The sequence below is a fragment of the Variovorax sp. IB41 genome (genome assembly GCF_016405905.1).
Taxonomy (GTDB): Bacteria; Pseudomonadota; Gammaproteobacteria; order Burkholderiales; family Burkholderiaceae_C; genus Variovorax.
In genome coordinates this window covers 196,956-217,116 of the sequence record NZ_JAEFCB010000007.1, presented here as the reverse complement: position 1 = coordinate 217,116, position 20,161 = coordinate 196,956, and the positions used below count along the sequence as shown (strand labels likewise).

The 20,161-nt window shown below is 67.5% G+C and carries 21 protein-coding genes; 12 read left to right on the top strand and 9 right to left on the bottom strand.

What is annotated here, in order from left to right; genetic code table 11:
- The first annotated feature begins 3 nt into the window (after positions 1 to 3).
- The 4 genes from JC881_RS15665 (at position 4) to JC881_RS15650 (ending at position 5,142) form a co-directional block, all read left to right on the top strand.
- Positions 4 to 1,137 (top strand): acyl-CoA dehydrogenase family protein, encoded by a 1,134-nt coding sequence (locus JC881_RS15665; protein WP_198786623.1) that lies wholly within the window; start codon positions 4 to 6, stop codon positions 1,135 to 1,137.
- A gap of 96 nt (positions 1,138 to 1,233) precedes the next feature.
- A complete protein-coding gene (locus JC881_RS15660) occupies positions 1,234 to 2,382 on the top strand; it encodes a CaiB/BaiF CoA transferase family protein (RefSeq protein WP_233101810.1) in 1,149 nt (382 codons plus the stop codon).
- A 15-nt stretch (positions 2,383 to 2,397) separates the two neighbouring features.
- Positions 2,398 to 3,957 carry an acyl-CoA synthetase gene (locus JC881_RS15655; RefSeq protein ID WP_198786622.1) on the top strand — a complete coding sequence of 520 codons (1,560 nt, stop codon included), beginning with the start codon at positions 2,398 to 2,400 and terminating at the stop codon, positions 3,955 to 3,957.
- Between the two features lie 36 nt (positions 3,958 to 3,993).
- The gene (locus JC881_RS15650) at positions 3,994 to 5,142 is read left to right on the top strand and encodes an acyl-CoA dehydrogenase family protein (RefSeq protein ID WP_198786621.1); all 1,149 of its coding nucleotides are present in this window, start codon (positions 3,994 to 3,996) and stop codon (positions 5,140 to 5,142) included.
- A 24-nt stretch (positions 5,143 to 5,166) separates the two neighbouring features.
- Here the strand turns inward: JC881_RS15650 and JC881_RS15645 are convergent, their stop codons facing one another.
- Entirely contained in the window at positions 5,167 to 5,547 is a 381-nt protein-coding gene (locus JC881_RS15645; protein WP_198786620.1) for a hypothetical protein, read from the bottom strand.
- Positions 5,544 to 6,359, bottom strand: a complete 816-nt coding sequence (locus JC881_RS15640; RefSeq protein ID WP_233101809.1) for an AP2 domain-containing protein — start codon at positions 6,357 to 6,359, stop codon at positions 5,544 to 5,546. The genes JC881_RS15645 and JC881_RS15640 overlap by 4 nt, the downstream gene beginning before the upstream one ends.
- A 121-nt stretch (positions 6,360 to 6,480) precedes the next feature.
- Here JC881_RS15640 and JC881_RS15635 point away from each other — a divergent pair, with 121 nt between their 5' ends.
- Entirely contained in the window at positions 6,481 to 7,587 is a 1,107-nt protein-coding gene (locus tag JC881_RS15635; RefSeq protein ID WP_443083351.1) for an alpha/beta fold hydrolase, read from the top strand.
- Between the two features lie 26 nt (positions 7,588 to 7,613).
- Here the strand turns inward: JC881_RS15635 and JC881_RS15630 are convergent, their stop codons facing one another.
- Positions 7,614 to 10,361 carry a LuxR C-terminal-related transcriptional regulator gene (locus tag JC881_RS15630; protein ID WP_198786618.1) on the bottom strand — a complete coding sequence of 916 codons (2,748 nt, stop codon included), beginning with the start codon at positions 10,359 to 10,361 and terminating at the stop codon, positions 7,614 to 7,616.
- Positions 10,362 to 10,469: 108 nt separating this feature from the next.
- Here JC881_RS15630 and JC881_RS15625 point away from each other — a divergent pair, with 108 nt between their 5' ends.
- The 5 genes from JC881_RS15625 (at position 10,470) to JC881_RS15605 (ending at position 14,686) form a co-directional block, all read left to right on the top strand.
- Positions 10,470 to 11,252 (top strand): SDR family NAD(P)-dependent oxidoreductase, encoded by a 783-nt coding sequence (locus tag JC881_RS15625; protein ID WP_198786617.1) that lies wholly within the window; start codon positions 10,470 to 10,472, stop codon positions 11,250 to 11,252.
- 245 nt (positions 11,253 to 11,497) lie between these two features.
- Positions 11,498 to 11,998 carry a fatty acid desaturase gene (locus JC881_RS32715; protein WP_198786616.1) on the top strand — a complete coding sequence of 167 codons (501 nt, stop codon included), beginning with the start codon at positions 11,498 to 11,500 and terminating at the stop codon, positions 11,996 to 11,998.
- Positions 11,986 to 12,510, top strand: coding sequence for a fatty acid desaturase (locus JC881_RS32600; protein ID WP_198786697.1), 525 nt, complete (start codon positions 11,986 to 11,988; stop codon positions 12,508 to 12,510). The genes JC881_RS32715 and JC881_RS32600 overlap by 13 nt, the downstream gene beginning before the upstream one ends.
- Positions 12,503 to 13,387, top strand: coding sequence for a DMT family transporter (locus JC881_RS15610; protein WP_198786615.1), 885 nt, complete (start codon positions 12,503 to 12,505; stop codon positions 13,385 to 13,387). Before JC881_RS32600 ends, JC881_RS15610 begins: the two co-directional genes overlap by 8 nt.
- A 120-nt stretch (positions 13,388 to 13,507) precedes the next feature.
- Entirely contained in the window at positions 13,508 to 14,686 is a 1,179-nt protein-coding gene (locus JC881_RS15605; protein ID WP_198786614.1) for an acetyl-CoA C-acetyltransferase, read from the top strand.
- Positions 14,687 to 14,708: 22 nt separating this feature from the next.
- On the opposite strand, the gene JC881_RS15600 is transcribed toward JC881_RS15605, so the two are convergent.
- Entirely contained in the window at positions 14,709 to 15,086 is a 378-nt protein-coding gene (locus tag JC881_RS15600; RefSeq protein WP_198786613.1) for a hypothetical protein, read from the bottom strand.
- Positions 15,087 to 15,103: 17 nt separating this feature from the next.
- Positions 15,104 to 16,009: an AraC family transcriptional regulator gene (locus tag JC881_RS15595; protein WP_198786612.1), complete on the bottom strand. Its 906-nt coding sequence runs from the start codon at positions 16,007 to 16,009 to the stop codon at positions 15,104 to 15,106.
- Positions 16,010 to 16,183: 174 nt separating this feature from the next.
- Here JC881_RS15595 and JC881_RS15590 point away from each other — a divergent pair, with 174 nt between their 5' ends.
- Together JC881_RS15590 and JC881_RS15585 are read left to right on the top strand one after the other, a co-directional pair.
- Complete coding sequence (locus JC881_RS15590; RefSeq protein WP_198786611.1) at positions 16,184 to 16,927, top strand: SDR family NAD(P)-dependent oxidoreductase; 744 nt, start codon at positions 16,184 to 16,186, stop codon at positions 16,925 to 16,927.
- A gap of 18 nt (positions 16,928 to 16,945) precedes the next feature.
- Positions 16,946 to 17,347, top strand: a complete 402-nt coding sequence (locus tag JC881_RS15585) for a VOC family protein (RefSeq protein WP_198786610.1) — start codon at positions 16,946 to 16,948, stop codon at positions 17,345 to 17,347.
- 32 nt (positions 17,348 to 17,379) lie between these two features.
- Here the strand turns inward: JC881_RS15585 and JC881_RS15580 are convergent, their stop codons facing one another.
- The 4 genes from JC881_RS15580 to JC881_RS15565 all read right to left on the bottom strand — a co-directional run bounded on the left by JC881_RS15580 (position 17,380) and on the right by JC881_RS15565 (position 20,129).
- Complete coding sequence (locus JC881_RS15580) at positions 17,380 to 17,649, bottom strand: hypothetical protein (protein ID WP_198786609.1); 270 nt, start codon at positions 17,647 to 17,649, stop codon at positions 17,380 to 17,382.
- A gap of 109 nt (positions 17,650 to 17,758) precedes the next feature.
- A complete protein-coding gene (locus JC881_RS15575; protein WP_198786608.1) occupies positions 17,759 to 18,241 on the bottom strand; it encodes a hypothetical protein in 483 nt (160 codons plus the stop codon).
- A 196-nt stretch (positions 18,242 to 18,437) separates the two neighbouring features.
- Entirely contained in the window at positions 18,438 to 19,169 is a 732-nt protein-coding gene (locus tag JC881_RS15570; protein WP_198786607.1) for a ubiquinone/menaquinone biosynthesis methyltransferase, read from the bottom strand.
- 84 nt (positions 19,170 to 19,253) lie between these two features.
- On the bottom strand, positions 19,254 to 20,129 hold the full coding sequence (locus JC881_RS15565; RefSeq protein WP_198786606.1) for a DMT family transporter: 876 nt from the start codon (positions 20,127 to 20,129) through the stop codon (positions 19,254 to 19,256).
- Positions 20,130 to 20,161 lie beyond the last annotated feature (32 nt).

Below are 20,161 nucleotides of genomic sequence, written 5' to 3'. Positions count from 1 at the left end.
GTCATGAGCACACGCACCGAACAAGACGACACCCTCGCGATGCTGCGCGACAGCCTCGCGCGCTACTTGGACGACAACCACGGCTTCGCGCAGCGCCTGCATGCGCTCGCGAAAGCCGACAACGCGCCGCCGCCGTTCTGGCAGGGCCTCTCGCGCGAGCTCGACCTGCTGGGCGCGGCACTGCCCGAATCGCAAGGCGGCCTGGGCCTGGGCATGGCCGCGCACCTCGCGCTGACGGAAACGCTGGGCGGCGCGCTCGCGGCCGAGCCCTATTTGTCGACGATGGTGATCGGCGCCGGCCTGCTGCAGCGCCACCCCGGCGCGGAGGCCGATGCGCTGCTCGCGCGCATCGTCGCGGGGCAGGCCGTGCTGGCCTTTGCGCACGGCGAGCCACAGAGCCGCCATGCGCGCGACGACGTGCAGGCGCAACTCGTGCGCGAGGGCGACGGCTTCCGGCTCGACGGCCGCAAGGCCGTGGTGCAGGCCGCGCCGTGGGCCAGCCACTTCATCGTCACGGCGCGCAGCGACAAGGGCCTGTCGCTGCTCGTGGTGCCCAACGACACGCCCGGCCTGCGCTTGCGCGCCTACCCGACGCGCGACGGTGGCCGCGCCGCCGACATCGCCTTCGACAACGTGCGCCTGCCCGCCGATGCATTGCTCGGCGCGGAGGGCGGCGCGCTGCCGCAGATCGAACGCGCGCTCGACGAGGCCACGCTCGCCGTCTGCGCCGAATCGGTCGGCGTCATGCGCCGCCTGCTGCGCGACACGCTGGACTATGTGCGCCAGCGCAAGCAATTCGGCGTGCCCATCGCGAGCTTCCAGGTGCTGCAGCACCGCCTGGCCGACATGCACATGGCGCTGGAGCAGGCGGCCGCGCTCACCGCGAGCGTCGGCGAAATGGTCGACAGCGCGAGCGACGACGAACGCGCCCGCGCGGTCTCGTCCGCCAAGGTCGCCGCGGCCAAGGCGTGCAAGGCCGTGGGGCAGGGCGCGGTGCAACTGCACGGCGGCATGGGCATGACCGAGGAGCTGGCGATCGGCCATTACATGCGCCGCGCCACGTTGATCGAAGGACAGTTCGGCCCGCCCGCATGGCACCTGCGCCGCGTGGTGAAGCTGCGCGCCGTCGTCACCTAGACGGACATGGCGATATAGCGGGCGCATTCGTCGCTTTGGACGATGCACCCCCGCCGCCCCCGCGCCAAGATTGCCTCCACACACAGGAGACAGACCATGGCAGGCCCATTGCAGGGACTCAGGGTGATCGAGATGGCGGGCATCGGCCCCGGGCCGTTCTGCGCGATGCTCTTCGCCGACATGGGCGCGGAGGTGGTCCGCATCGAGCGCCCCGGCACGCGCACCGCTTCCTGCGACATCCTCGCGCGCGGCCGCAGCACGCTGCAGCTCGACCTGCGCGCGGAAGGCGCGGCCGAGGCTGTGCTCGCGGCCATCGCGAAGGCCGACGTGCTCATCGAAGGCTTTCGCCCCGGCGTGATGGAGCGCCTGGGCCTCGGCCCTGCTGAATGCCATGCGCGCAACCCGCGCCTGGTCTACGGCCGCATGACCGGCTGGGGCCAGCACGGCCCGCTCGCACATGCGGCCGGCCACGACATCAACTACATCGCCATCAGCGGCGCGCTGCACGCCATCGGCCGCGCGGGCGAGCCGCCGGTGCCGCCGCTCAACTACGTGGGCGATTTCGGCGGCGGCGCGATGCTGCTGGCCTTCGGCATCCTCGCCGCGCTGCACGAGGCCAAGGGCTCGGGCCAGGGACAGGTGGTCGATGCGGCGATGACCGACGGCGCAGCGTTGCTGTCCTCGATGATGTACGGCTTCAAGTCGGCCGGCATGTGGAGCAACCAGCGCGGCGAGAACATGCTGGACGGCGGCGCGCACTTCTACGACACCTATGCCTGCGCCGACGGCAAGTACGTGGCCGTGGGCGCCATCGAGCCGCAGTTCTACGCACTGCTGCGCGAGCGCTGCGGCATCGCCGACGACACCGCCTTCGATGCGCAGATGGACGCCGACCGATGGCCGCTGCTCAAGCTGCGCATGGCCGACCTGTTCCGCACCCGCACGCGCGACGAATGGTGCGTGCTGCTCGAAGGCAGCGACGCCTGCTTCGCGCCCGTGCTCGACTGGGACGAGGCGCCCGCGCATCCGCACAACGTGGCGCGCGGCACCTTCGCGAACGTCGGCGGCGTGGTGCAGCCTGCGCCCGCGCCGCGCTTCAGCCGCACCGCACCGGTGATGCCGCCCGCCACCGCGCACGACGACGGCGAAGCGATGCTGCGCCGCTGGGGCGCGGCGACCGTGCCCGTCGTTCCCATCGCGCCCACCGCGTCCACCGCGTCCATCGCGCCCACCGTGGCCGGCTGAAAAAGGAGACACCCCATGTTCCTCACCCAGCCCCTGCACAAGGGCCGCCGCGAGAAGGCCCGCGACACCGCCGTGGTCTGCGGCAGCAAGCGCCTCAACTTCGGCGAACTCGCCGACCGCGCCGCGCGCCTGGGCGCCGTGCTGCGGCAACTCGGCATGCAGCGCGGCGACCGCGTCGGCATGATGAGCCTCAACTCGCACCGCTTCGTCGAGTACTTCTTCGGCACCTGGTGGGGCGGCGGTGTCATCAACCCGGTCAACATCCGCTGGAACCCGAAGGAGGTCGCGTACTCGCTGGACGATTGCGACACCCGCATCCTGCTGGTGGACGATCTCTTCGCTCCGATGTCGCCCGCGCTGCGCCAGCTTTCGGCATCGCTGCGCACCGTGGTCTATTGCGGCGACGGCGCGGTGCCCGAAGGCATGGTCGGCTACGAGGCGCTGCTCGCCGAAGCGGCGCCCATCGACGACGCACAGCACAGCGCCGACGAACTCGCGGCCGTCATGTACACCGGCGGCACCACCGGCCAACCCAAGGGCGTGATGCTCACGCACGGCAGCCTCTGCATCAACGCGCTGGGCACCGTCGCTGCGCTGCCGCGCGAAACGCAGGACGCGGCCGCCATCGTCGCCGCGCCGATGTTCCACGTGGCCGGCTGCGGCATCGCATTGCAGAGCCTGCAGCGGCTCGTGCCCATCCACGTGGTGCCGATGTTCGACGAGCTCGCGGTGCTCCAGACCCTGCAGTCCGCGCGCATCACCGAGATGTTCCTGGTGCCGACCATGATCAAGCGCGTGATCGAGCATCCGCGCTTCGCCGAGTTCGACCTGTCGAACCTGCGGCTGCTGTCGTACGGCGCCGCGCCCATCGACGCGGCGCTGCTCGACCAGGCCATGCGCGCCTTTCCGCGCACCGCGTTCGCGCAGGTGTACGGCATGACGGAGCTCTCGCCCGTCATTACCGCGCTGCCGCCGCACTGTCACCAGAGCGGGCCCGATCGCGAGCGCCTGCTGCGCTCGGCCGGCACGCCGATTTCCATTGCAGAGGTGCGCATCGTCGATGGCGACGACAACGAACTGCCCTTCGGCCAGGTCGGCGAGATCGTCGCGCGCGGGCCGATGGTGATGAAGGGCTACTGGAACAAGCCAGAGGAAACCGAGGCTGCATTGCGCGGCGGCTGGATGCACACCGGCGACGGCGGGTACATGGACGGGCACGGCTTCGTCTACGTGGTCGACCGCATGAAGGACATGATCGTGAGCGGCGGCGAGAACGTGTATTCGGCGGAGGTCGAGAACGCCATTGCGCAGTTGCCGCAGGTGCTGATGTCCGCCGTGATCGGCGTGCCCGACGACCGATGGGGCGAGCGCGTGCACGCGGTGATCGTGCGGCGCGAAGGCATGGCGCTGGAGGCGGAGGCGGTCATCGCGCATTGCCGCGAACAGATCGCCACCTACAAATGCCCGCGCAGCGTGGAGTTCCGCGATGCGCTGCCGCTCTCGGCCGCGGGCAAGCTGCAGAAATTCCAGCTGCGCGAACCCTTCTGGGCCGGCAAGGCGCGCCGCGTCGGCTGACCGCCAACATTTTCAAAACTACAAAGGACAACTCCCATGCCCATCGATTTCAGCCGCTCCTGGAGCGACGAAGACCTGGCGCTCTACCGCGACAACGTGGTGCGCTTCGTCGAAACCGAAGTGCTTCCGCACGACGAGGAAGCCCGCAAGCGCGGGCACGTCGGCCACGAGGTCTGGCGCAAGGCCGGCGCGCTCGGCCTCTTGTGCGCCGACATTCCCGACGACTACGGCGGCGCGGGCGGCGACTTCCGCCACGAGGCCGTGGTGTACGAGGAGATGTCGCGCCGCGGCCTCACGGGCATGGCCACCTCGGTGCACGCCATCGTCGCGCACTACATCTTCAACCACGGCACCGAGGAACAGAAGCGCCACTACCTGCCGCTCCTGGCGAGCGGCGAGATGGTCGGCGCCATCGCCATGACCGAGCCCGGCGCGGGCTCCGACCTGCAGGGCGTGCGCACCCGCGCCGAGAAGAAGGACGGCGGCTACGTCATCAACGGCTCGAAGACCTTCATCACCAACGGCTACCTCGCCGGCCTGGTGCTGGTGGTGTGCAAGACCGATCCGGCGCAGGGCGCCAAGGGCACCTCGATCCTCATCGTGGAGACCGCGGGCTGCGAGGGCTTTCGCGTGGGGCGCGTGCTCGACAAGATCGGCATGAAGGCGCAGGACACCTCCGAGCTCTTCTTCGACGATGTGCGCGTGCCCGCCGATGCGCTGCTCGGCGGCCAGGAGGGGCAAGGCTTTTTCCAGTTGATGAGCGACCTGCCGTACGAGCGCACCATCATCGGCGTGACCGCGCTCGCGGCCATGGAAGGCGCCTACGAGGCCACGCTGGACTACGTGCGCGACCGCAAGGCCTTCGGCAAGCCGATCGCCGAGTTCCAGAACACCAAGTTCAAGCTCGCCGAGATCGCCACCCAGATCAAGGTGGGCCGCGCCTTCATCGACCGCTGCGTCGAAGACCTGGTGGCCGGCCGGCTGGACACCGCCACCGCCTCCATGGCCAAGCTCTGGGGCACCGAGGCGCAGGGCCGCGTGATGGACGAGTGCCTGCAGCTGTTCGGCGGCTACGGCTACATGAGCGAATACATGGTCGCGCGCATGTACGCCGATGCGCGGGTGCAGCGCATCTACGGCGGCACCAACGAGATCATGAAAGAGGTGATTTCGCGGGCGCTGTAATGCGCCGCGCCGGCGTCCGCGCGCTCAGGTCAGACGGCGGATTTCCGCCCGCGCGATTTCGCGGTGGTGGTACGAGGGCGAGATGCCGATGAACCGCGTGTAGCGCTCCACGGCGGCCACTGTGTTGCCCGTGTCTTCCAGCTCCAGCGCCTCGAGCATGAACTGGGTGAAGAGCTTGTTGGCGTCGGCCTCGCGGTCGGACGCGGCGAGCGTCTTGGGCCGCAGCTCGGGCCGGATCGCGAAGATCCGGCGCTGCACTTCCATCACCTCGATGAGCGCGCGGCCGATGCGCTCGATGTTCTCGGGGATCGGTTCGAGCTGGGTGTCGCGCACTTCCGTCGCGGCCTGGTCCAGCAGATGAGAAGCCACCCGCAGCAGCTGATGCAGTGGTTTGTGGTTGGTCATGGCCGGGCCGGATGGCCGCTGGCCTTGTACTGGAAGGAGAAATCGGGCGATGCCTGCTTGGGCTGCTGCGGCTGCACTTCCTGCTGCTGCAGCTGCTGGTGTTGATGCTGCTGCTCCGCATCCTTCAGCTTCTGGGCCAGCTGGCGGCCGCGCTCGGCGATCGCCAGGCTCTTGGCCGTGTCGTAGCCGTGCTCCTTCACCGAGAAGGCCTTGCACACGCTGCCCTTGCCCGCGGTGAACGTGGTCGCGAGCCAGTAGCCGGGATGGCCCGCATTGGGCATTTTGAACTGCACGCCGCTCACGCCGCTGGAATTGGTGCTGCGGGTGATCTCCGACTTGGAGCGCTTGGACGTGCGCGGCCCCGGCGCCTGCACCGTCATGCCCTGGCGGATCGCCTCTTCGGCCGGATGCAGCCGCGCGAGGCCCGACATGCGGGCGAGCTGTTTCTCGCGCTCCTCGATGGCCAGCGCCAGCGCCGCGTTGCCGACGCTGTCGACCGGAAAGTCGGTGCGCAGGATCTCGTCCTGCCCGATGTAGGTCTTGGCGACCCACGCCCGCACCCGGCCGCCGGATGCGATCTGGCAGAAGACGCCCGAGACGCCCGTGGTGTTGTTGGCGCGCAGCTTTTCGGCCCGCGCGCGCCGCGCCACCGGCGGCACGCTGCGCACCACGGCATCGCGCCAGTCCTGCGCCTGGACCAGGGCCTGCTCCAGCCCACCGTAGCTCGCCTTGCCGAACTGCCGGTAATAGCGGGTTCCGTTGCGCACGAGCGAGACTTCGAACCCCCAGGGGCGGGGGGCGATGCCATACATGGCGGCTGGGTTGGGAATACCTCTGGGCATTTGGGCGCACTGCTACTTTTTCAGCATTTCTGCTGGGGGGGCTCCCTGGCGGGTCGGGCTGTTCTGACAGGGATGCTAGAGATTGCGCTCCGTGGGCGGTATCACCGATTTCCGTAGTCGTGAGACGACCGGGTGCCAAGGGCGCGGCCCGAATGCCTTTGCGGCCGCGCCGGCGCTGGTGTTGTATTTCTTTTCTATCTATTCGGAGCGCAAAAGAGGACTATTGGTAATGATCAAATTCAGACCCCACCTCGCCCTCCTGGCCCTGCTCGCGGCAGGCTTCGTTGCCATGACAGCCCATGCGCAGGGTTCGCCAGCTCCTGCGTCCACGGCGTCCCGGGCATTCCCGGCGTTTCCCGCGGGCTTCAAGACCCAGAACATCACCGTCAACGGCGCGACGCTCCACGTGCGCGTCGGCGGCAAGGGGCCGGCCGTCACCCTGCTGCACGGTTACGGCGAAACGGGCGACATGTGGGCGCCCATGGCCGCCGATCTCGCGCGCGACCACACGGTCGTCGTGCCCGACCTGCGCGGCATGGGCCTGTCGGACCACCCGGCCGGCGGCTACGACAAGAAAACCCAGGGCCAGGACATCGCGCTGCTGCTCGACACCCTGAAGATCGACCGCACCGACCTCGTGACGCACGACATCGGCAACATGGTCGGCTACGCGTTCGCCGCGCAATACCGCGACCGCGTGACCCGCTTCGTGCTCATCGACGCGCCGCTGCCGGGCGTCGGGCCGTGGGAAGAGATCCTGAAGACGCCGCTGCTGTGGCACTTCCGCTTCGGCGGTCCTGACATGGAGCGGCTGGTGGCAGGCCGTGAGCGCATTTATCTCGACCGTTTCTGGAACGAGTTCTCGGCCACCCCCGCGCGCTTTTCGGAAGGCGCCCGCCGGCACTACGCCAAGCTGTACGCGCGGCCCGGCGCGATGCACTCGGGCTTTGCGCAGTTCGCGGCGTTCGACCAGGACGTGATCGACAACAAGGCCTTCATGGCGCAAGGCAAGCTCGCGATGCCGGTGCTGGCCTTGGGTGGGGAGAAATCCTTCGGCCCGATGATGGCGACGGTGATGCGGTTCGCTGCGAGCGATGTGACGGAAGGGTCGATTCCGGATTCGGGGCACTGGATCATGGAGGAGAACCCCGCAGCAACGGTGAAGGCGGTGAGGGCGTTTCTCGACGGGGTGAAGTAACAACGTCGTGGCCCCCTGCGAGGAAGCTAGCGGATCACCCCCACCTTCCTCGCAATCGCCACCGCCTGCGTCCTGCTCTTCGCATCCAGCTTCATATTGATATTGCGCAGGTGCGTTCGCACCGTGCTGTCCGACACGAACAATTTTTCCGCCATCGCGTTGTTCGAGTACCCCTCGGCCAGCAGCTGCAGCACGCGAATCTCCTTGCGGGTCAGCGGCTCTTTGATCGCGTCGCCGGCCGGCGCCGTCTCCGCATCGACCGCCGCCATCGGCCCCATCGCCTGCAGCAGCCGCTGCAGGTAGTCCGCAAGGATCGGATCGCCGCGCGTCGAAGAAGAAGGCGACGCAGCCGCCTCCTGCGCCGCCGCATTCGCATACCGCTGCACCAGCACCCCCACCGCCGGCCCTTCGTCGAGGATCAGCCGCATGAAGCCTTCCTGGCTCGCGGTCTGCAGCACGGCGCTGATCTCGTCGATCGCTGCGGCGACATCGCCCGCGCGCTGCAGCGCCATCGCGCGCAGCACGCGCAGCTTGAGCACGCGGCGGTTGCGGTTCGATGCGACGGCTGCGTGCATCTCGGCATCGAGCACCGCGAGCGCCGCGCGCGCATCGCCGAACGCGATGTCCCAGCGCGCCTTTGCGAGCGCCAGGTAGTCCAGGTCGTGCGCAGCCAGCTGCTGGCGCCGCTCGCGTGCCCACAGCTCGGGGTCGTCGGCGCGCAGCAGTTCGTCGCGCGATGCAGGCCCGTTGCCTTGCAGCAGCAGCATGCGCGAGCGCTCCAGCTTCGCGCTCGCCACCACGCGGGGCAGTTGCCGGTGGTGGCCGAGGTATTCGAGTTCGGTCAGCGCCTGGACGGCCGCGTCGATGTCGCCCGCGTGGAACGCGATGCGCGAGCGCATCACGTGACTCAGGATCATGTGGTCCGGCAGGCCCACGTCGCGCGCGAGCGGCAGGTACACGTTCAGCAGGTGATCGGCCTGCGGCAACTGGTTCGACTCGTACACCACGCCCGCATACAGTACGCCGGCCCAGGCGTTGCCGTGGCTGTGGTTGTAGGACACCGCATGCGTCGTATCGACCGCCATGCGCAGCCGCGCGGTCGCCTGGCGGAGGCGCCCTTCGTGCAGGTCGAACAGGCCCGCCAGCGACTCGGTGTACATGCGGTTGAAGGTGCTGTTGCCTTGTTCCCGCCGCGCGGCGTCCAGGAGGCGCTGCGCCTCGCGCTGGTCGCCGCGCACGGCCAGGATGTTGGCCATGGCGTTGAGCAGCACGCTGTCGGCAAAGGCCAGGCCCGTGGGCATGCGGGCCAGGCTGGCGCGGCCCGCTTCGTAGGCTTCGTCGTGCTTGTCCTGCATGGCCAGCAGCAGCGGCACCAGCGCGTGCGCGCTGGCCCGCACCTCGGGAATGGCGCTGTCGATGCAGCCCGATTGCTCGAGCATCTGCATCGCCTCCCACGGCCCGTGCGTGAAGCAGGTGGCCCACAGCGCGATGGGCTGCAGGAACGGGTGCGCGCGCAGCTGGTGTTCCGGAATGGCCGAGAACCAGCGCGCGAGCATGCGCATGCGGCCCTGCTCGAGGAACTGCCCCGCATAGCTGTCCAGCAGCGTGAGCGCATGCGGGTGGTCGCCGCCTTCGATCGCGTGGTCGATGGCCGGCACGGGCCGGTCCTGCGATTCGTACCAGCCCGAGGCGGCGAGGTGCAGCCGCTCGATCTCGCCGGGTTGCTCCCGCACCAGCTGCGCGCGCAGGAAGTCGGCGAACAGGCTGTGATAGCGCCAAGCGCGGCCGTCGCCGCTCACGGGCGTGAGAAAAAGATTGGCCGCGGCCAGCTGCTCCAGCAGAGCCGCGCAGTCGATGCGCGGGTTGAGCGCCTGGCACACCGAAGCGTCGAGCTGGCGCAGGATGCTGGTGCGCAAGAGGAAGTCGCGGATCTCCCTGGGCTGGTGCGCGAGCACGTCTTCGGCGAGGTACTCGGCCACCGCGCGGTCGGAGCCCGAGAAGCGCTCGACAAAGCCGGTCGCGGTGCCGTGCCGCTCCAGCGCCATCGACGCGAGCCAGATGGCGGCCACCCAGCCTTCGGTCTTGCGGTGCAGCTGCGAGAGCAGTTCGGCCGGCAGCGCTTGCGATGCATGCGATGCCTGAGATGCGTGGGCCTGCCGCAGGCCGAAGAAGGCGCTGGTTTCCTCGAGCGTGAAGCGCAGGCGGTCGGTGTCGATCTCCATCAGCTGCCCGCGCGCGCGCAGCCGCCCCAGGCTCAGGTCGGGCAGGCTGCGCGAGCCGATCACGATCTGCCCGCCGCGCGGCAGCTGCTCGATGATCTCGCGCACGAGCCCGAGCACCGCGGGCTCCTGCACCACCTCGAAATCATCGAGAAAAAGAGTGAAGGGCGCGTCGTGCGCGGCCAGCGCGGCCACGGCGTCGAAGGGACCGTTGGCGCGGGGCTCTTCCACGCCCAGGCGCTGCACGGCCTCGGCCAGGCAATTGAGAAAGCGCGAGACGTCGTTGTCGGCGCGGTCCAGCGTGATCCACGCGGTGGCGGTGCCCTGCGCCTCCATGCGCTCGCGGATCTGCGCCATGGCGGTGGTCTTGCCGAAGCCGGCGGGCGCGCGCACGAGCACCAGCTTGACGCTGGCCGCGGCGATCTCCTCGCCGATGGTGGTGCGCGGCACCTGCGTGGCGACGAAAGCAGGCGGGTTGAGCTTGGTTTCGAGAATCCGGAGAGAGCGCGGTGAAGAGCGCGGTGAAAAGGGCGGTGGAGCAGCAGGAGAAGGCATCGCAAACGGGGGAGTGAGCGCCTTGAAATTCCGTCGCTTCCGACGATTCCGGCCGTCGATTCTGCTGCCTAAACTGGTTTTCGGACAACCTTCCGGAGACAACCCAAGATGCAACTCGATGCCAGTATTTCCGCCGTCGTGACCGGCGGCGCCTCGGGCCTGGGCGCCGCCACCGCGCGCCGCCTGGCCAGCCACGGCGTAAAGGTCGCGCTGTTCGACCTCAACGCGGAGCAGGGCGAAGCGCTCGCGAAAGAGCTGGGCGGCGTGTTCTGCAAGGTCGACGTGACCTCCGAGGAGCAGGTCGACGCCGCCTTCGCCAAGGCCCGCACGGCGCACGGGCAGGAGCGGGTGCTGGTCAACTGCGCGGGCACCGGCAACGCGGTCAAGACCGCGAGCCGCGACAAGGCGACGGGCGAGATCAAGCACTTTCCGCTCGCCAACTTCGACCGCATCATCCAGATCAACCTGGTGGGCACCTTCCGCTGCATCGCCAAGTCGGCGGCCGGCATGCTCACGCTCGATGCGCTGCAGGACGGCGAGCGCGGCGCCATCGTCAACACCGCCTCGGTGGCCGCGCAGGACGGGCAGATGGGGCAGGCCGCCTACACCGCGTCGAAAGCCGGCATCGTCGGCATGACGCTGCCCATTGCGCGCGACCTGATGAGCGAGGGCATCCGCGTGAACACGATCCTGCCGGGCATCTTCGACACGCCGCTCCTGCAGGGCGCGCCCGACAACGTGAAGGCGGCGCTCGCGGCGTCGGTGCCGTTTCCCAAGCGCCTCGGTAACCCCGCGGAGTACGCGACGCTGGCCGAGCTGATGATCACCAACGGCTATTTCAACGGCGAGAGCGTGCGGCTGGATGGGGCCATTCGCATGGCGCCGCGCTGACTGCATTTATTCAGTGCGGTAGAAGCGCAGCGTCGTTGTACGAATATCTTGTAATTCAATAGATTGCGTCGAACCGTTCGCACCCGCGGGAACGAGATATTTTCATCTAGCATTTGAATTAATTGACTTAAAACCGTCAATCCCGGTTTGGCCAATGTCATATGCTCTTGCGAGAACCACGGGGTTCGAACGCGATTGTCTGCAAGATGGGCTAATAATCTTTCGACAATCATCATCGCGCGCAAGTGCATCAGGGACTTCCAGAAGGGGCTCAAGCCCCTCATATTCAGATGATTCGTTATCAGTTTGATGAAAAAGTAAAAAATTCAATTCATTTACTTTACCGGTACAACAACAGCGCCGGAATCCTGGCTGTCTGTGTCAATTTTTCATTGATTGCCGCCGTAATTGCGTTGAGCGAGTACAGCATGTGGTTTTTGCCGGTGTCCATACTGGTAATAGGTTCTCGGCAAAGAGCGTTGGCCACACTCCTTCATGAGGCGTCGCATGGCATCTTGAGTCGGAGCAAACGTTTGAATCGATTCCTTGGAACCTGGCTTTCCGGCTATCTTGTTTTTCAGACGTGGAGTGCGTACAAGGCATCGCATGTGCATGCCCATCATTCGAAATTGGGTAATCCGACACATGACCCGGATTTTCAGTTCTATGTCAAATCTGGCGTATACGACATAAAGACAAGTGAGGCTTTTTTTGGCGCCACGTCGCGCGGCCGATTTTATTTCTGAACTTCTTATCGAGCGTTTTTTATCTTGCACGCCATCGATTGTTGAATAAAGATTCCAGGAGTGAAATTCCTTCGCTCATGCTGGCGGTAACGGCGTTGGGAACGGTGGGCACATTGTGCGCCGGCTCCAAGTTTTTCCTGTTGTACTGGCTGCTGCCGTATTTCACTGTTTTTCAGGCTATCACTTGGTTCATCGAACTTTCCGAGCATTTTCCGATGGTCAAGTACGCCAAAAAAGATATAGAGGCGACTCGCAACCGATTCAGCCACGCCATTGAGCATTTTCTCACGGGCATGCACGGCGAGAACTTTCATCTTGTTCATCACCTTTTTCCGGGGGTGCCCTTCTATCGATTGAAGGCGGCGCACCGAATTCTTTTGGGTGATCCCGTCTACGCCCAATTGAACGCCAATACCGGTGGGATTTTCTTGTCGAGCAATTTCGCGCCCGCCGTCATTCCGGCAATTCTTTCGGCCATGTCGGCTCGCCAGATCGAAGGCACTCATGCGTGATGCCCACAAGGGGGTGCTCTACGCATTGGCCGCGGCCGGACTCAATGCAACGATTGGCGTCCTGACGAAGACGACGGCGGCACTGGGATTCCAGTCAGATGCGATCGCCGCGCTCAAAACAGTCATCGGATTTGCAACGGTGGGCCTTCTCGCCGCCGTCTATCTTCGCCCTCAGATGCGAGGCAAATGGCGCGAGGCGGCGCTCTGTGCTTTCTTCGGCATCTTCGTGCTGTTCTATTTCGAGACTGCAGCTTATGCACACGAGCTCACTGCAAATGTGGTCGTCACCCTGATGGCCTTCGCGGCGCTGTCGGCGATCCTGCTGGGCTGGCCTCTCTTGGGCGACAAGCCGACCCGCATGCAGTTTCTGGGCTTGGGCCTGGCGCTGTTGGGGGTCGGCTTGGTCTCGGGCGTGCGTGCGGCGCACAGCGGGCAAGGGCTGCTCCTTGCTGCCAGCGCCGGCATTGGCTACGGTGTGTTTTCGGTGCTGGTGAAGCATTTCGCCTTGCCCGGAGGCTTCGCGCTGACGGCGAGGTTGCTGTTCTTTGGCACGATCTATTTGGGCGCGACGTTGCACTTCGATGCGCTGGCGCAAGCCAGATGGAGCGCTGCAGCCGTCGCAATGCTGGGGTTGCTCGCGGTCTTCCCGACCATCATGGGTTTCGTATGCACGACGCGGGCCATCCAATACATCGCGCCCGGGCGTGTCCAGACGCTCGAACTCACGGAGCCGCTGTTCGCCAGCATCTTCGCGCTCGTCTTCTTGCACGAAGTACCGACCGCCTGGACTGTCGCTGGCGGCGTGCTGGTGGTGCTGGGCCTGTACGTGTCGTCCATGCAACCGAGCCCGATGGGCCCGGCACGATCGGCTCCGTAGCTGCGCTGCCAGGTCGCGTGCGCATTTGCGGGGGATGGTGAAATCGTCCGTTCCGACGACGCTGTGCGCCGGCACGGCGTCAACAATTCCCCGATCCACGAATTTCGACGGAGAACACACATGCCCGAAGCCTATATCGTCGCCGCCGCCCGCACCGCCGGCGGCCGCCGCAACGGACGCCTGTCCGGCTGGCACCCCGCCGACCTCGCCGCGCAGGTGCTCAACGCGCTGGTCGAGCGCACCGACGTCGATCCCGCGCTGGTGGAAGACGTCATCATGGGCTGCGTCGGCCAGGTCGGCGAGCAGGCCTCGAACATCGCGCGCAACGCGGTGCTGGCTTCGCGCCTGCCCGAGTCGGTGCCGGCCACCTCGGTCGACCGGCAGTGCGGCTCGTCGCAGCAGGCGCTGCACTTCGCGGCGCAGGCCGTGATGTCGGGCAGCATGGACATCGCGATTGCCGCCGGCGTCGAGAGCATGACGCGCGTGCCCATGGGCACGCCGAACATCCTGCCGATGAAGAACGGCCTGGGCTTCTACGTGAGCCCGCTGATGCAGCAGCGCTACCCCGACATCCAGTTCAGCCAGTTCACCGGCGCCGAGATGATCGCGAAGAACTACGGCATCGAGAAATCCGAGCTCGATGCCTACGCGCTGCGCAGCCACCGCAACGCCATCGCGGCCACGAAGGCGGGCCGCTTCGACGCCGAGATCGTGCCCGTGGCCGCGCGCCTGAACGATGGCAGCGAGCCGGGCGACATGCACACCGCCGACGAAGGCATCCGCTACGACGCCACGCTGGAGAGCATCGCGGGCGTGAAGCTCATCGCCGAGGGCGGCCGCTGCACCGCGGCCACCGCCAGCCAGATCTGCGACGGCGCGAGCGGCGTGATGGTGGTCAACGAGCGGGGCCTGAAGACGCTGGGCGTGAAGCCGCTCGCGCGCATCCACCACATGAGCGTGATGGGCCACGACCCGGTGATCATGCTGGAGGCGCCGCTGCCCGCCACGCAGCGCGCGCTCGCCAAGGCCGGCATGAAGATCGAGGACATCGACCTGTACGAAGTCAACGAAGCCTTCGCGCCGGTGCCGCTGGCCTGGCTGCAGGCGCTGGGCGCGGACCCGGAGCGCCTGAACGTCAACGGCGGCGCGATCGCGCTGGGCCATCCGCTGGGCGCCTCGGGCACCAAGCTCATGACCACGCTGGTCCACGCGCTCGCGCAGCGCGGCAAGCGCTATGGGTTGCAGACGATGTGCGAAGGCGGCGGCATGGCGAACGTGACGATCATCGAGCGGCTCTGAGGCCGCGCGCGGGATCGCTCGATCAGCCCACGGACCAGTCGCAGCGCAGCTTGTGGCGGGCGCCGCGGTAGGTGAGGGCGCCTGCATTTCCGGAGATCCACAGCGTGGCCTTCACTTCCGGCCGCTCCAGGCTCGTGCCGCTCGCGCGCATGAGCTTGCGCCGGTAATCGACGAACCTCTGCTGCAAGGCGAACCGCTCGCCCGTGTGCTGCGAATCGTCGGTGCGCGCGATGACGAGTTCCGTCAATCGGCCGGTCGAAAGGCTGGACTGGATCTCCACCGTGTAGGCCGGGCCTTCGCACAGCATGCTGCCGGTTGCGAAAGCGGGCGAGGCGCACAGCAGCCATGTGCCGGCGGCCAGCAGCATGCGTCGCAGCCTGGGGCGCGTCTTGTTGTTCATGGTCATCTTCTCGTGGTTCATCGCGCGGCCCTCGCGCCGGACGCGCGCGCATTGTCGAGAATCCGCGCCGCGTCCTGCGTCGGCGGCAGGCCGAACGCGCGAGCGTATTCGCGGCTGAACTGCGTCGGGCTCTGGTAGCCCACGTCGAACGCGGCGGCGGTGACGTTCCGGCCGCCCGCGATGAGCAGCATGCGCGCCTGCAGCAGGCGAATGCGCTTCTGGAACTGCAGCGGGCTCAGCGCGGTCACCGTCTTGAAATGGCGGTGGAAGGCGGACGGGCTCATTGCCGCTTTTTCGGCCAGCGTGTCGATGCGCAGCGGCTTGGCGAAGTCGCGCCGTATCCACTGGATGGCCAGGCCGATGCGCGCGAGCGCGGTGTCGGGGTTCGCGATGTCGCGCAGCATCCAGCCGTGCGGGCCCTGCAGCACCCTGTAGAGAATCTCGCGCTCGTAGGCCGGCGCCAGTGCCGGGATGTCGTCCGGCCGCGTCATGAGCCGCAGCATGCGGACCCACGCATCCATCAATTCGTCGGACACGGGCGCCACCGAGAAACCGGCTTGGTGCTCGCCCGCATCGGCAGGTTTGGGCAGGTCGATCAGCAAGGCGGAAACCACGGCGGGATCGAGCGTCAGGCTGACGGCGAGATACGGCTCGCCCGAGGCCGATGGCCGCACCGTGCCCACCGCGGGCAGGTCGATGGACATCACGAAATAGGTCGCGGGGTCGTAGTGCAGCGTGCGGTCTCCCACCGTCATCGACTTGCTGCCTTGCAAGATGAGATTGACCATCGGGTCGTAGACCGCGGCCAGCTGGTGCTCGGGGATCGCGCCTTTGACCATGGCCACGCGCGGGATGCCGGTCTCGGTGCGCCGGTTGGCGGCGTTCGCTGCGAGCGCGCGCAGTTCGTTCAGCGGGTCTGTCATTGCTGTGCATCTAACCGCAGTGCCGTGCATTGCACAAGCCTTCGGGCCGGCCATCGAGCAGGCCATCGGGCAGGCCATCGGGCAGGAATAGGCAGGCATGAGGCAAGAACAGGCAGGCCGGAACCGGGGCCGATGGATATCGTCGATGCACACCTTCACACACGAAAGAAAGACATGAGCGTCATCGTCATCACCGGCGGCAGCCGGGGCATCGGAGCCGCCACCGCGGTCGAATGCGCACAGCGCGGGATGAGCGTCATCCTCACGTACAAGACCAACCCGACGGCCGCCGACGCCGTGGTCCGGCGCATCGAGGCGGCGGGCGGCAAGGCCGTGGCGCTGCCACTCGACGTGGCCGATGCGCAAAGCTTCGGCGCATTTCGAGGCACCGTGCAGCGCACGCTGGAAACGGCATGGGGCGCCACGACGCTGCACGGCCTGGTCAACAACGCGGGCTACGGGCTCTACAACCCCATCGAGACGGTCACGCCCGCGCAGTTCGACGGCCTCATGAACGTCCACCTCAAGGGACCGTTCTTCCTCACGCAGGCGCTGCTGCCGCTGATGGCGCAGGGCGCGAGCATCGTGAACCTCACCAGCGCCACGACGCGCGTGGCCACCGCGGGCGTGGCGCCTTACGCGGCATTCAAGGGCGGGCTCGAAGTGCTGACGCGCTACATGGCCAAGGAGTTCGGCGAACGGCGCATCCGCGCCAATGCCGTGTCCCCCGGCGCGATACGCACCGAACTGGGCGGCGGGTTGACCGGCGAGTTCGAGGCCCTGCTCGCATCGCAGACCGCGCTCGGCCGCGTCGGCGAGCCGGAGGAAGTCGCCCGGGTCATTGCCCACCTGCTGTCCAGCGAGAGCGGCTGGGTCAACGCGCAGTCCATCGAGGTCACGGGCGGCTACGCTGTCTGAACCCAAAGGAGTGCCACGATGCTCGACCATGTCTTCCTGTCGGTGAGCGACCTGCGTCGCTCGATCGATTTTTACACCGCCGCCCTCACGCCGCTGGGCATCACGACCCGGCTCGACTACGACGGCAAGAACGGCCCGCCGGGCCATCCGGACCTCAAGGGCTTCGGTGCGAACGGACGCGTCTTCTTCTGGCTGCGCGAGGGCGTGGTGCAGGGGCGGGCTGTGCACGTCGGTTTCGTGGCATCGCGCACGGCAGAGGTCGATGCCGCCTACGCCGCTGCCATGGCGGCCGGCGCCACGGACAACGGCGCGCCCGGCGCACGGCTGCACTACGACCCGCGTTACTACGCGGCCAACGTGCTGGACCCGGATGGCTACAGCCTGGAGTTCGTCTACAAGAGCTGGCAGCACCCGCAGTGAAGCAAGGCGGGCACGCGCCTCACGTACGCGGCTCAGTCCTCGAACTCGCGCCCCGTGCGCGGCGCATCGGGCGCCTGCTCGTCGAGCGACTGCCGGTAGCGCACGCAGCCTCGCATGAACTGCGGCCAGTCGGGCACGGTGAAGCGCGGGTCGGTTTGATCGGGCAGCAGCGCCCAGAGATCGGGGTGGTGCCAGCACAGGTCGTGGCCGCTCGAATCCCGGTGCTGCCGGATGGCGGCGCGGAGCTTGCGGACTTCCGCGACGAGCGCTTCGTGGGGGAGTGCATCGAGGTCTTCATCCATCGCATGAACCTCCGTGGATGGGTGTGGGTGGGTGTGGATGGGGGCAAGCCGCCACTGTTGGCTGAAACCCGGCGCGATGCAAGCGGGCATCGCGGGCCTGCCCGGGCGCTCAAGCCTGCCAGGCCTTCAGCGCGGCCCGCAGGCACTCCTCGAAGCCGCGCTCCACGCGCGATGGATTCACCGACTCGATGCCCAGCGCCTCGTGCGTGACGCCGTGTTCGCCCGAGCGCTGGTCGTAGGAAGACACGTGGTGCACCTGCCGCGTCGCCGCGAACGCGCGCAGCGCGAAGACCGACTCGCGCGAAGCCAGGTCCGCCAGCCGCACGCCGGCGACCGGTGAGAAGCGCACCGAGATGTAGGGCTTGTAGGGGTTGGCCAGGTCGTCGTCGACGATCGCATCGTGCCGCGAGGCGGCGAGGTCCGCGACGAAGGCCTCGAGCAGCGGCCGTGCGTTCGCCTCGACCAGGGCCTTGAACTCCGAGAGAAACGCGTCGCGCGCGACCTGCGTGTTGATGGCGGCGGCCGCCTTGCTGGCCGCGCGCGCGGCGACCTCGGCCTTGTGTTCTTCGATTGCTTTTTTGACCAGCGACATGGAGTGAGAGAGAGGGTGCTTCGGGTGTCTGCGTTCGCGTTCGCCCGAAGTGCCGGGTGCTCGGCGCAGGCTCAGGGGCGGTGGGAGCCCAAGTGATTCCATGCGGAAAAATCGGGCGCGGCGACTGTAACGGCGCGACTTGCCCGCCTTCTGCACAAAGGCAAAAAGTATCGCCTAGCGATACCGAAGGTAGCAGTCAGGGGCGCGGCCCGAGCGGCTTGCGCGCGAGATGGATCGCGACGATCCCGAGCGACAGCCGCTCGAACGAGACGTCCGCGAACCCCATCTCCCGCAGTTCCGCGGCGAGCCCTTCGGCCGTGGGGAAGTCCTGGATGCCCTTGAGCAGGTAGCGGTAGGCCGAGGCATCGCCGCCGGTCGCGGCCCATCCGATGACGGGCATGCACACGGCCATGTAGCCGAGGTAGGCGCGATGCAGCCAGCGCGCGGAAATGTTGGACGCCTCCAGCGCGATGAAGCGGCCGCCGGGCTTCAGCACGCGGAGCGCTTCGCGCAGCGCCAGCTTGCGCTCGCAGATCTTCAGGCCCAGCGAGATGGAATAGAGATCGACGCTCGCGTCCGCAATCTCCGGCATCGCGTGCGCATCGAGCACCCGGAACTCGACCGGCACCTTCAACTGCGTGGCGCGCCAGCGCGCGATCGCGAGCATCTGTGGGCTGATGTCCGAGGCGACGATCTTCTGGCCGGACTGCAGGCCCTGGCGCCGCGCCACCTTCAGGACGACATCGCCCGTGCCTGCGGCGACGTCGAGCAGATCGGTCCACGGCTCTCGTGAGATCAGTGCCGCCACCCGCCGCTTCCACAGCCGGTGGATGCCGAAGCTGAAGAGGTCCGACAGCAGGTCGTAGCGTCCGGCGATGCGCCCGAACACGTCGTCTTCTTGGGTGTGGAAATCGGCTGCGTTGTTCATGGAAGGGGCTGTCGCGCAGGTGCGGGGTGCGCGGATTCTGCCGCAGGGGCATGTCTTGCCCTCGGGCCGCTCGGACCGCCGCCCTTACCTGATGCGCACGCCGCTCGCGAGCACGATCCCCGGCACGACCAGCATCAATGCCAGCACCACCGCCGCCGTGATGGGCTCGCCCATGAAACAGGCCGCGCCGAGCGTGGTGAGCACCGGCACGGCGGCCGCCGACAGCGAGGCGCGCGCCGCGCCCAGGTGCGAGATGGCCACCGCATAGGCCACCAGGCCGAGCACGCCGGCGACCACGCCTTGCCCCACAGCCTGCAGTGCCACGTCGGCCCCAGGCGCGCCGAGCAGCCGCGGCGTGCCCGTGAACCACAGCAGCGGCAGCAGCAACAGCATCGACCACCCGTTGACGAAAGCCGCACCTTGCCATGGTGTCAGGCCGCAATGCCCGAAGGCGAGCGAGTAGACGGCCCAGAGCATCGCGGCCGCGAGAAAGAGCAAGTCACCTTGCCAGCTCAGCGAGCCCGGCTGGAAGCTGCCCACCGCGAAGAGCGCCATGCCCAGGGCGATGCAGCACAGGCCGATCAACCGGACGCCCTGCACCTTCTCTCCCTTGTGGATGCGCGCGCCGATGGCCGTGAAGAGCGGCAGGCTGCCGGCCATGAACAGGCCCATGTGGCTGGCCGGCGCCCACTGCGCGCCGGCGAGCACCAGCAAGCCGAAGGGCAGTCCGCCGCCGATGACCAGCAGCGCGAGCGCGATGCGCGGCGCCTTGGCCACGACGCGTTGCTTGCCGAACAGAAAGGGGCAGAGCAACAGCGCTGGAATGCCGTAGCGCAGCAGCGCGATGTCCAGCGGGCCGAGCGTGGTGGTGACGCCGTGGCGCGAGATGAGTTGCCAGGCGCTGCCCACGAGCGCCGCGGCCAGCGCAGCGAAGAGGCCGACGGAAAAGTTGCGATCCATCGCGCGAGTCTCGCGACGGCCCGGCGCGAAAG

Bases quoted from the DNA above. Each gene is read 5' to 3' on its own strand.
- JC881_RS15665 (WP_198786623.1), top strand. From the start codon at position 4: ATGAGCACACGCACCGAACAAGACGACACCCTCGCGATGCTGCGCGAC.
- JC881_RS15660 (WP_233101810.1), top strand. From the start codon at position 1,234: ATGGCAGGCCCATTGCAGGGACTCAGGGTGATCGAGATGGCGGGCATC.
- JC881_RS15655 (WP_198786622.1), top strand. From the start codon at position 2,398: ATGTTCCTCACCCAGCCCCTGCACAAGGGCCGCCGCGAGAAGGCCCGC.
- JC881_RS15650 (WP_198786621.1), top strand. From the start codon at position 3,994: ATGCCCATCGATTTCAGCCGCTCCTGGAGCGACGAAGACCTGGCGCTC.
- JC881_RS15645 (WP_198786620.1), bottom strand. From the start codon at position 5,547: ATGACCAACCACAAACCACTGCATCAGCTGCTGCGGGTGGCTTCTCAT.
- JC881_RS15640 (WP_233101809.1), bottom strand. From the start codon at position 6,359: ATGTATGGCATCGCCCCCCGCCCCTGGGGGTTCGAAGTCTCGCTCGTG.
- JC881_RS15630 (WP_198786618.1), bottom strand. From the start codon at position 10,361: ATGCCTTCTCCTGCTGCTCCACCGCCCTTTTCACCGCGCTCTTCACCG.
- JC881_RS15625 (WP_198786617.1), top strand. From the start codon at position 10,470: ATGCAACTCGATGCCAGTATTTCCGCCGTCGTGACCGGCGGCGCCTCG.
- JC881_RS15610 (WP_198786615.1), top strand. From the start codon at position 12,503: ATGCGTGATGCCCACAAGGGGGTGCTCTACGCATTGGCCGCGGCCGGA.
- JC881_RS15605 (WP_198786614.1), top strand. From the start codon at position 13,508: ATGCCCGAAGCCTATATCGTCGCCGCCGCCCGCACCGCCGGCGGCCGC.
- JC881_RS15600 (WP_198786613.1), bottom strand. From the start codon at position 15,086: ATGAACAACAAGACGCGCCCCAGGCTGCGACGCATGCTGCTGGCCGCC.
- JC881_RS15595 (WP_198786612.1), bottom strand. From the start codon at position 16,009: ATGACAGACCCGCTGAACGAACTGCGCGCGCTCGCAGCGAACGCCGCC.
- JC881_RS15590 (WP_198786611.1), top strand. From the start codon at position 16,184: ATGAGCGTCATCGTCATCACCGGCGGCAGCCGGGGCATCGGAGCCGCC.
- JC881_RS15585 (WP_198786610.1), top strand. From the start codon at position 16,946: ATGCTCGACCATGTCTTCCTGTCGGTGAGCGACCTGCGTCGCTCGATC.
- JC881_RS15580 (WP_198786609.1), bottom strand. From the start codon at position 17,649: ATGGATGAAGACCTCGATGCACTCCCCCACGAAGCGCTCGTCGCGGAA.
- JC881_RS15575 (WP_198786608.1), bottom strand. From the start codon at position 18,241: ATGTCGCTGGTCAAAAAAGCAATCGAAGAACACAAGGCCGAGGTCGCC.
- JC881_RS15570 (WP_198786607.1), bottom strand. From the start codon at position 19,169: ATGAACAACGCAGCCGATTTCCACACCCAAGAAGACGACGTGTTCGGG.
- JC881_RS15565 (WP_198786606.1), bottom strand. From the start codon at position 20,129: ATGGATCGCAACTTTTCCGTCGGCCTCTTCGCTGCGCTGGCCGCGGCG.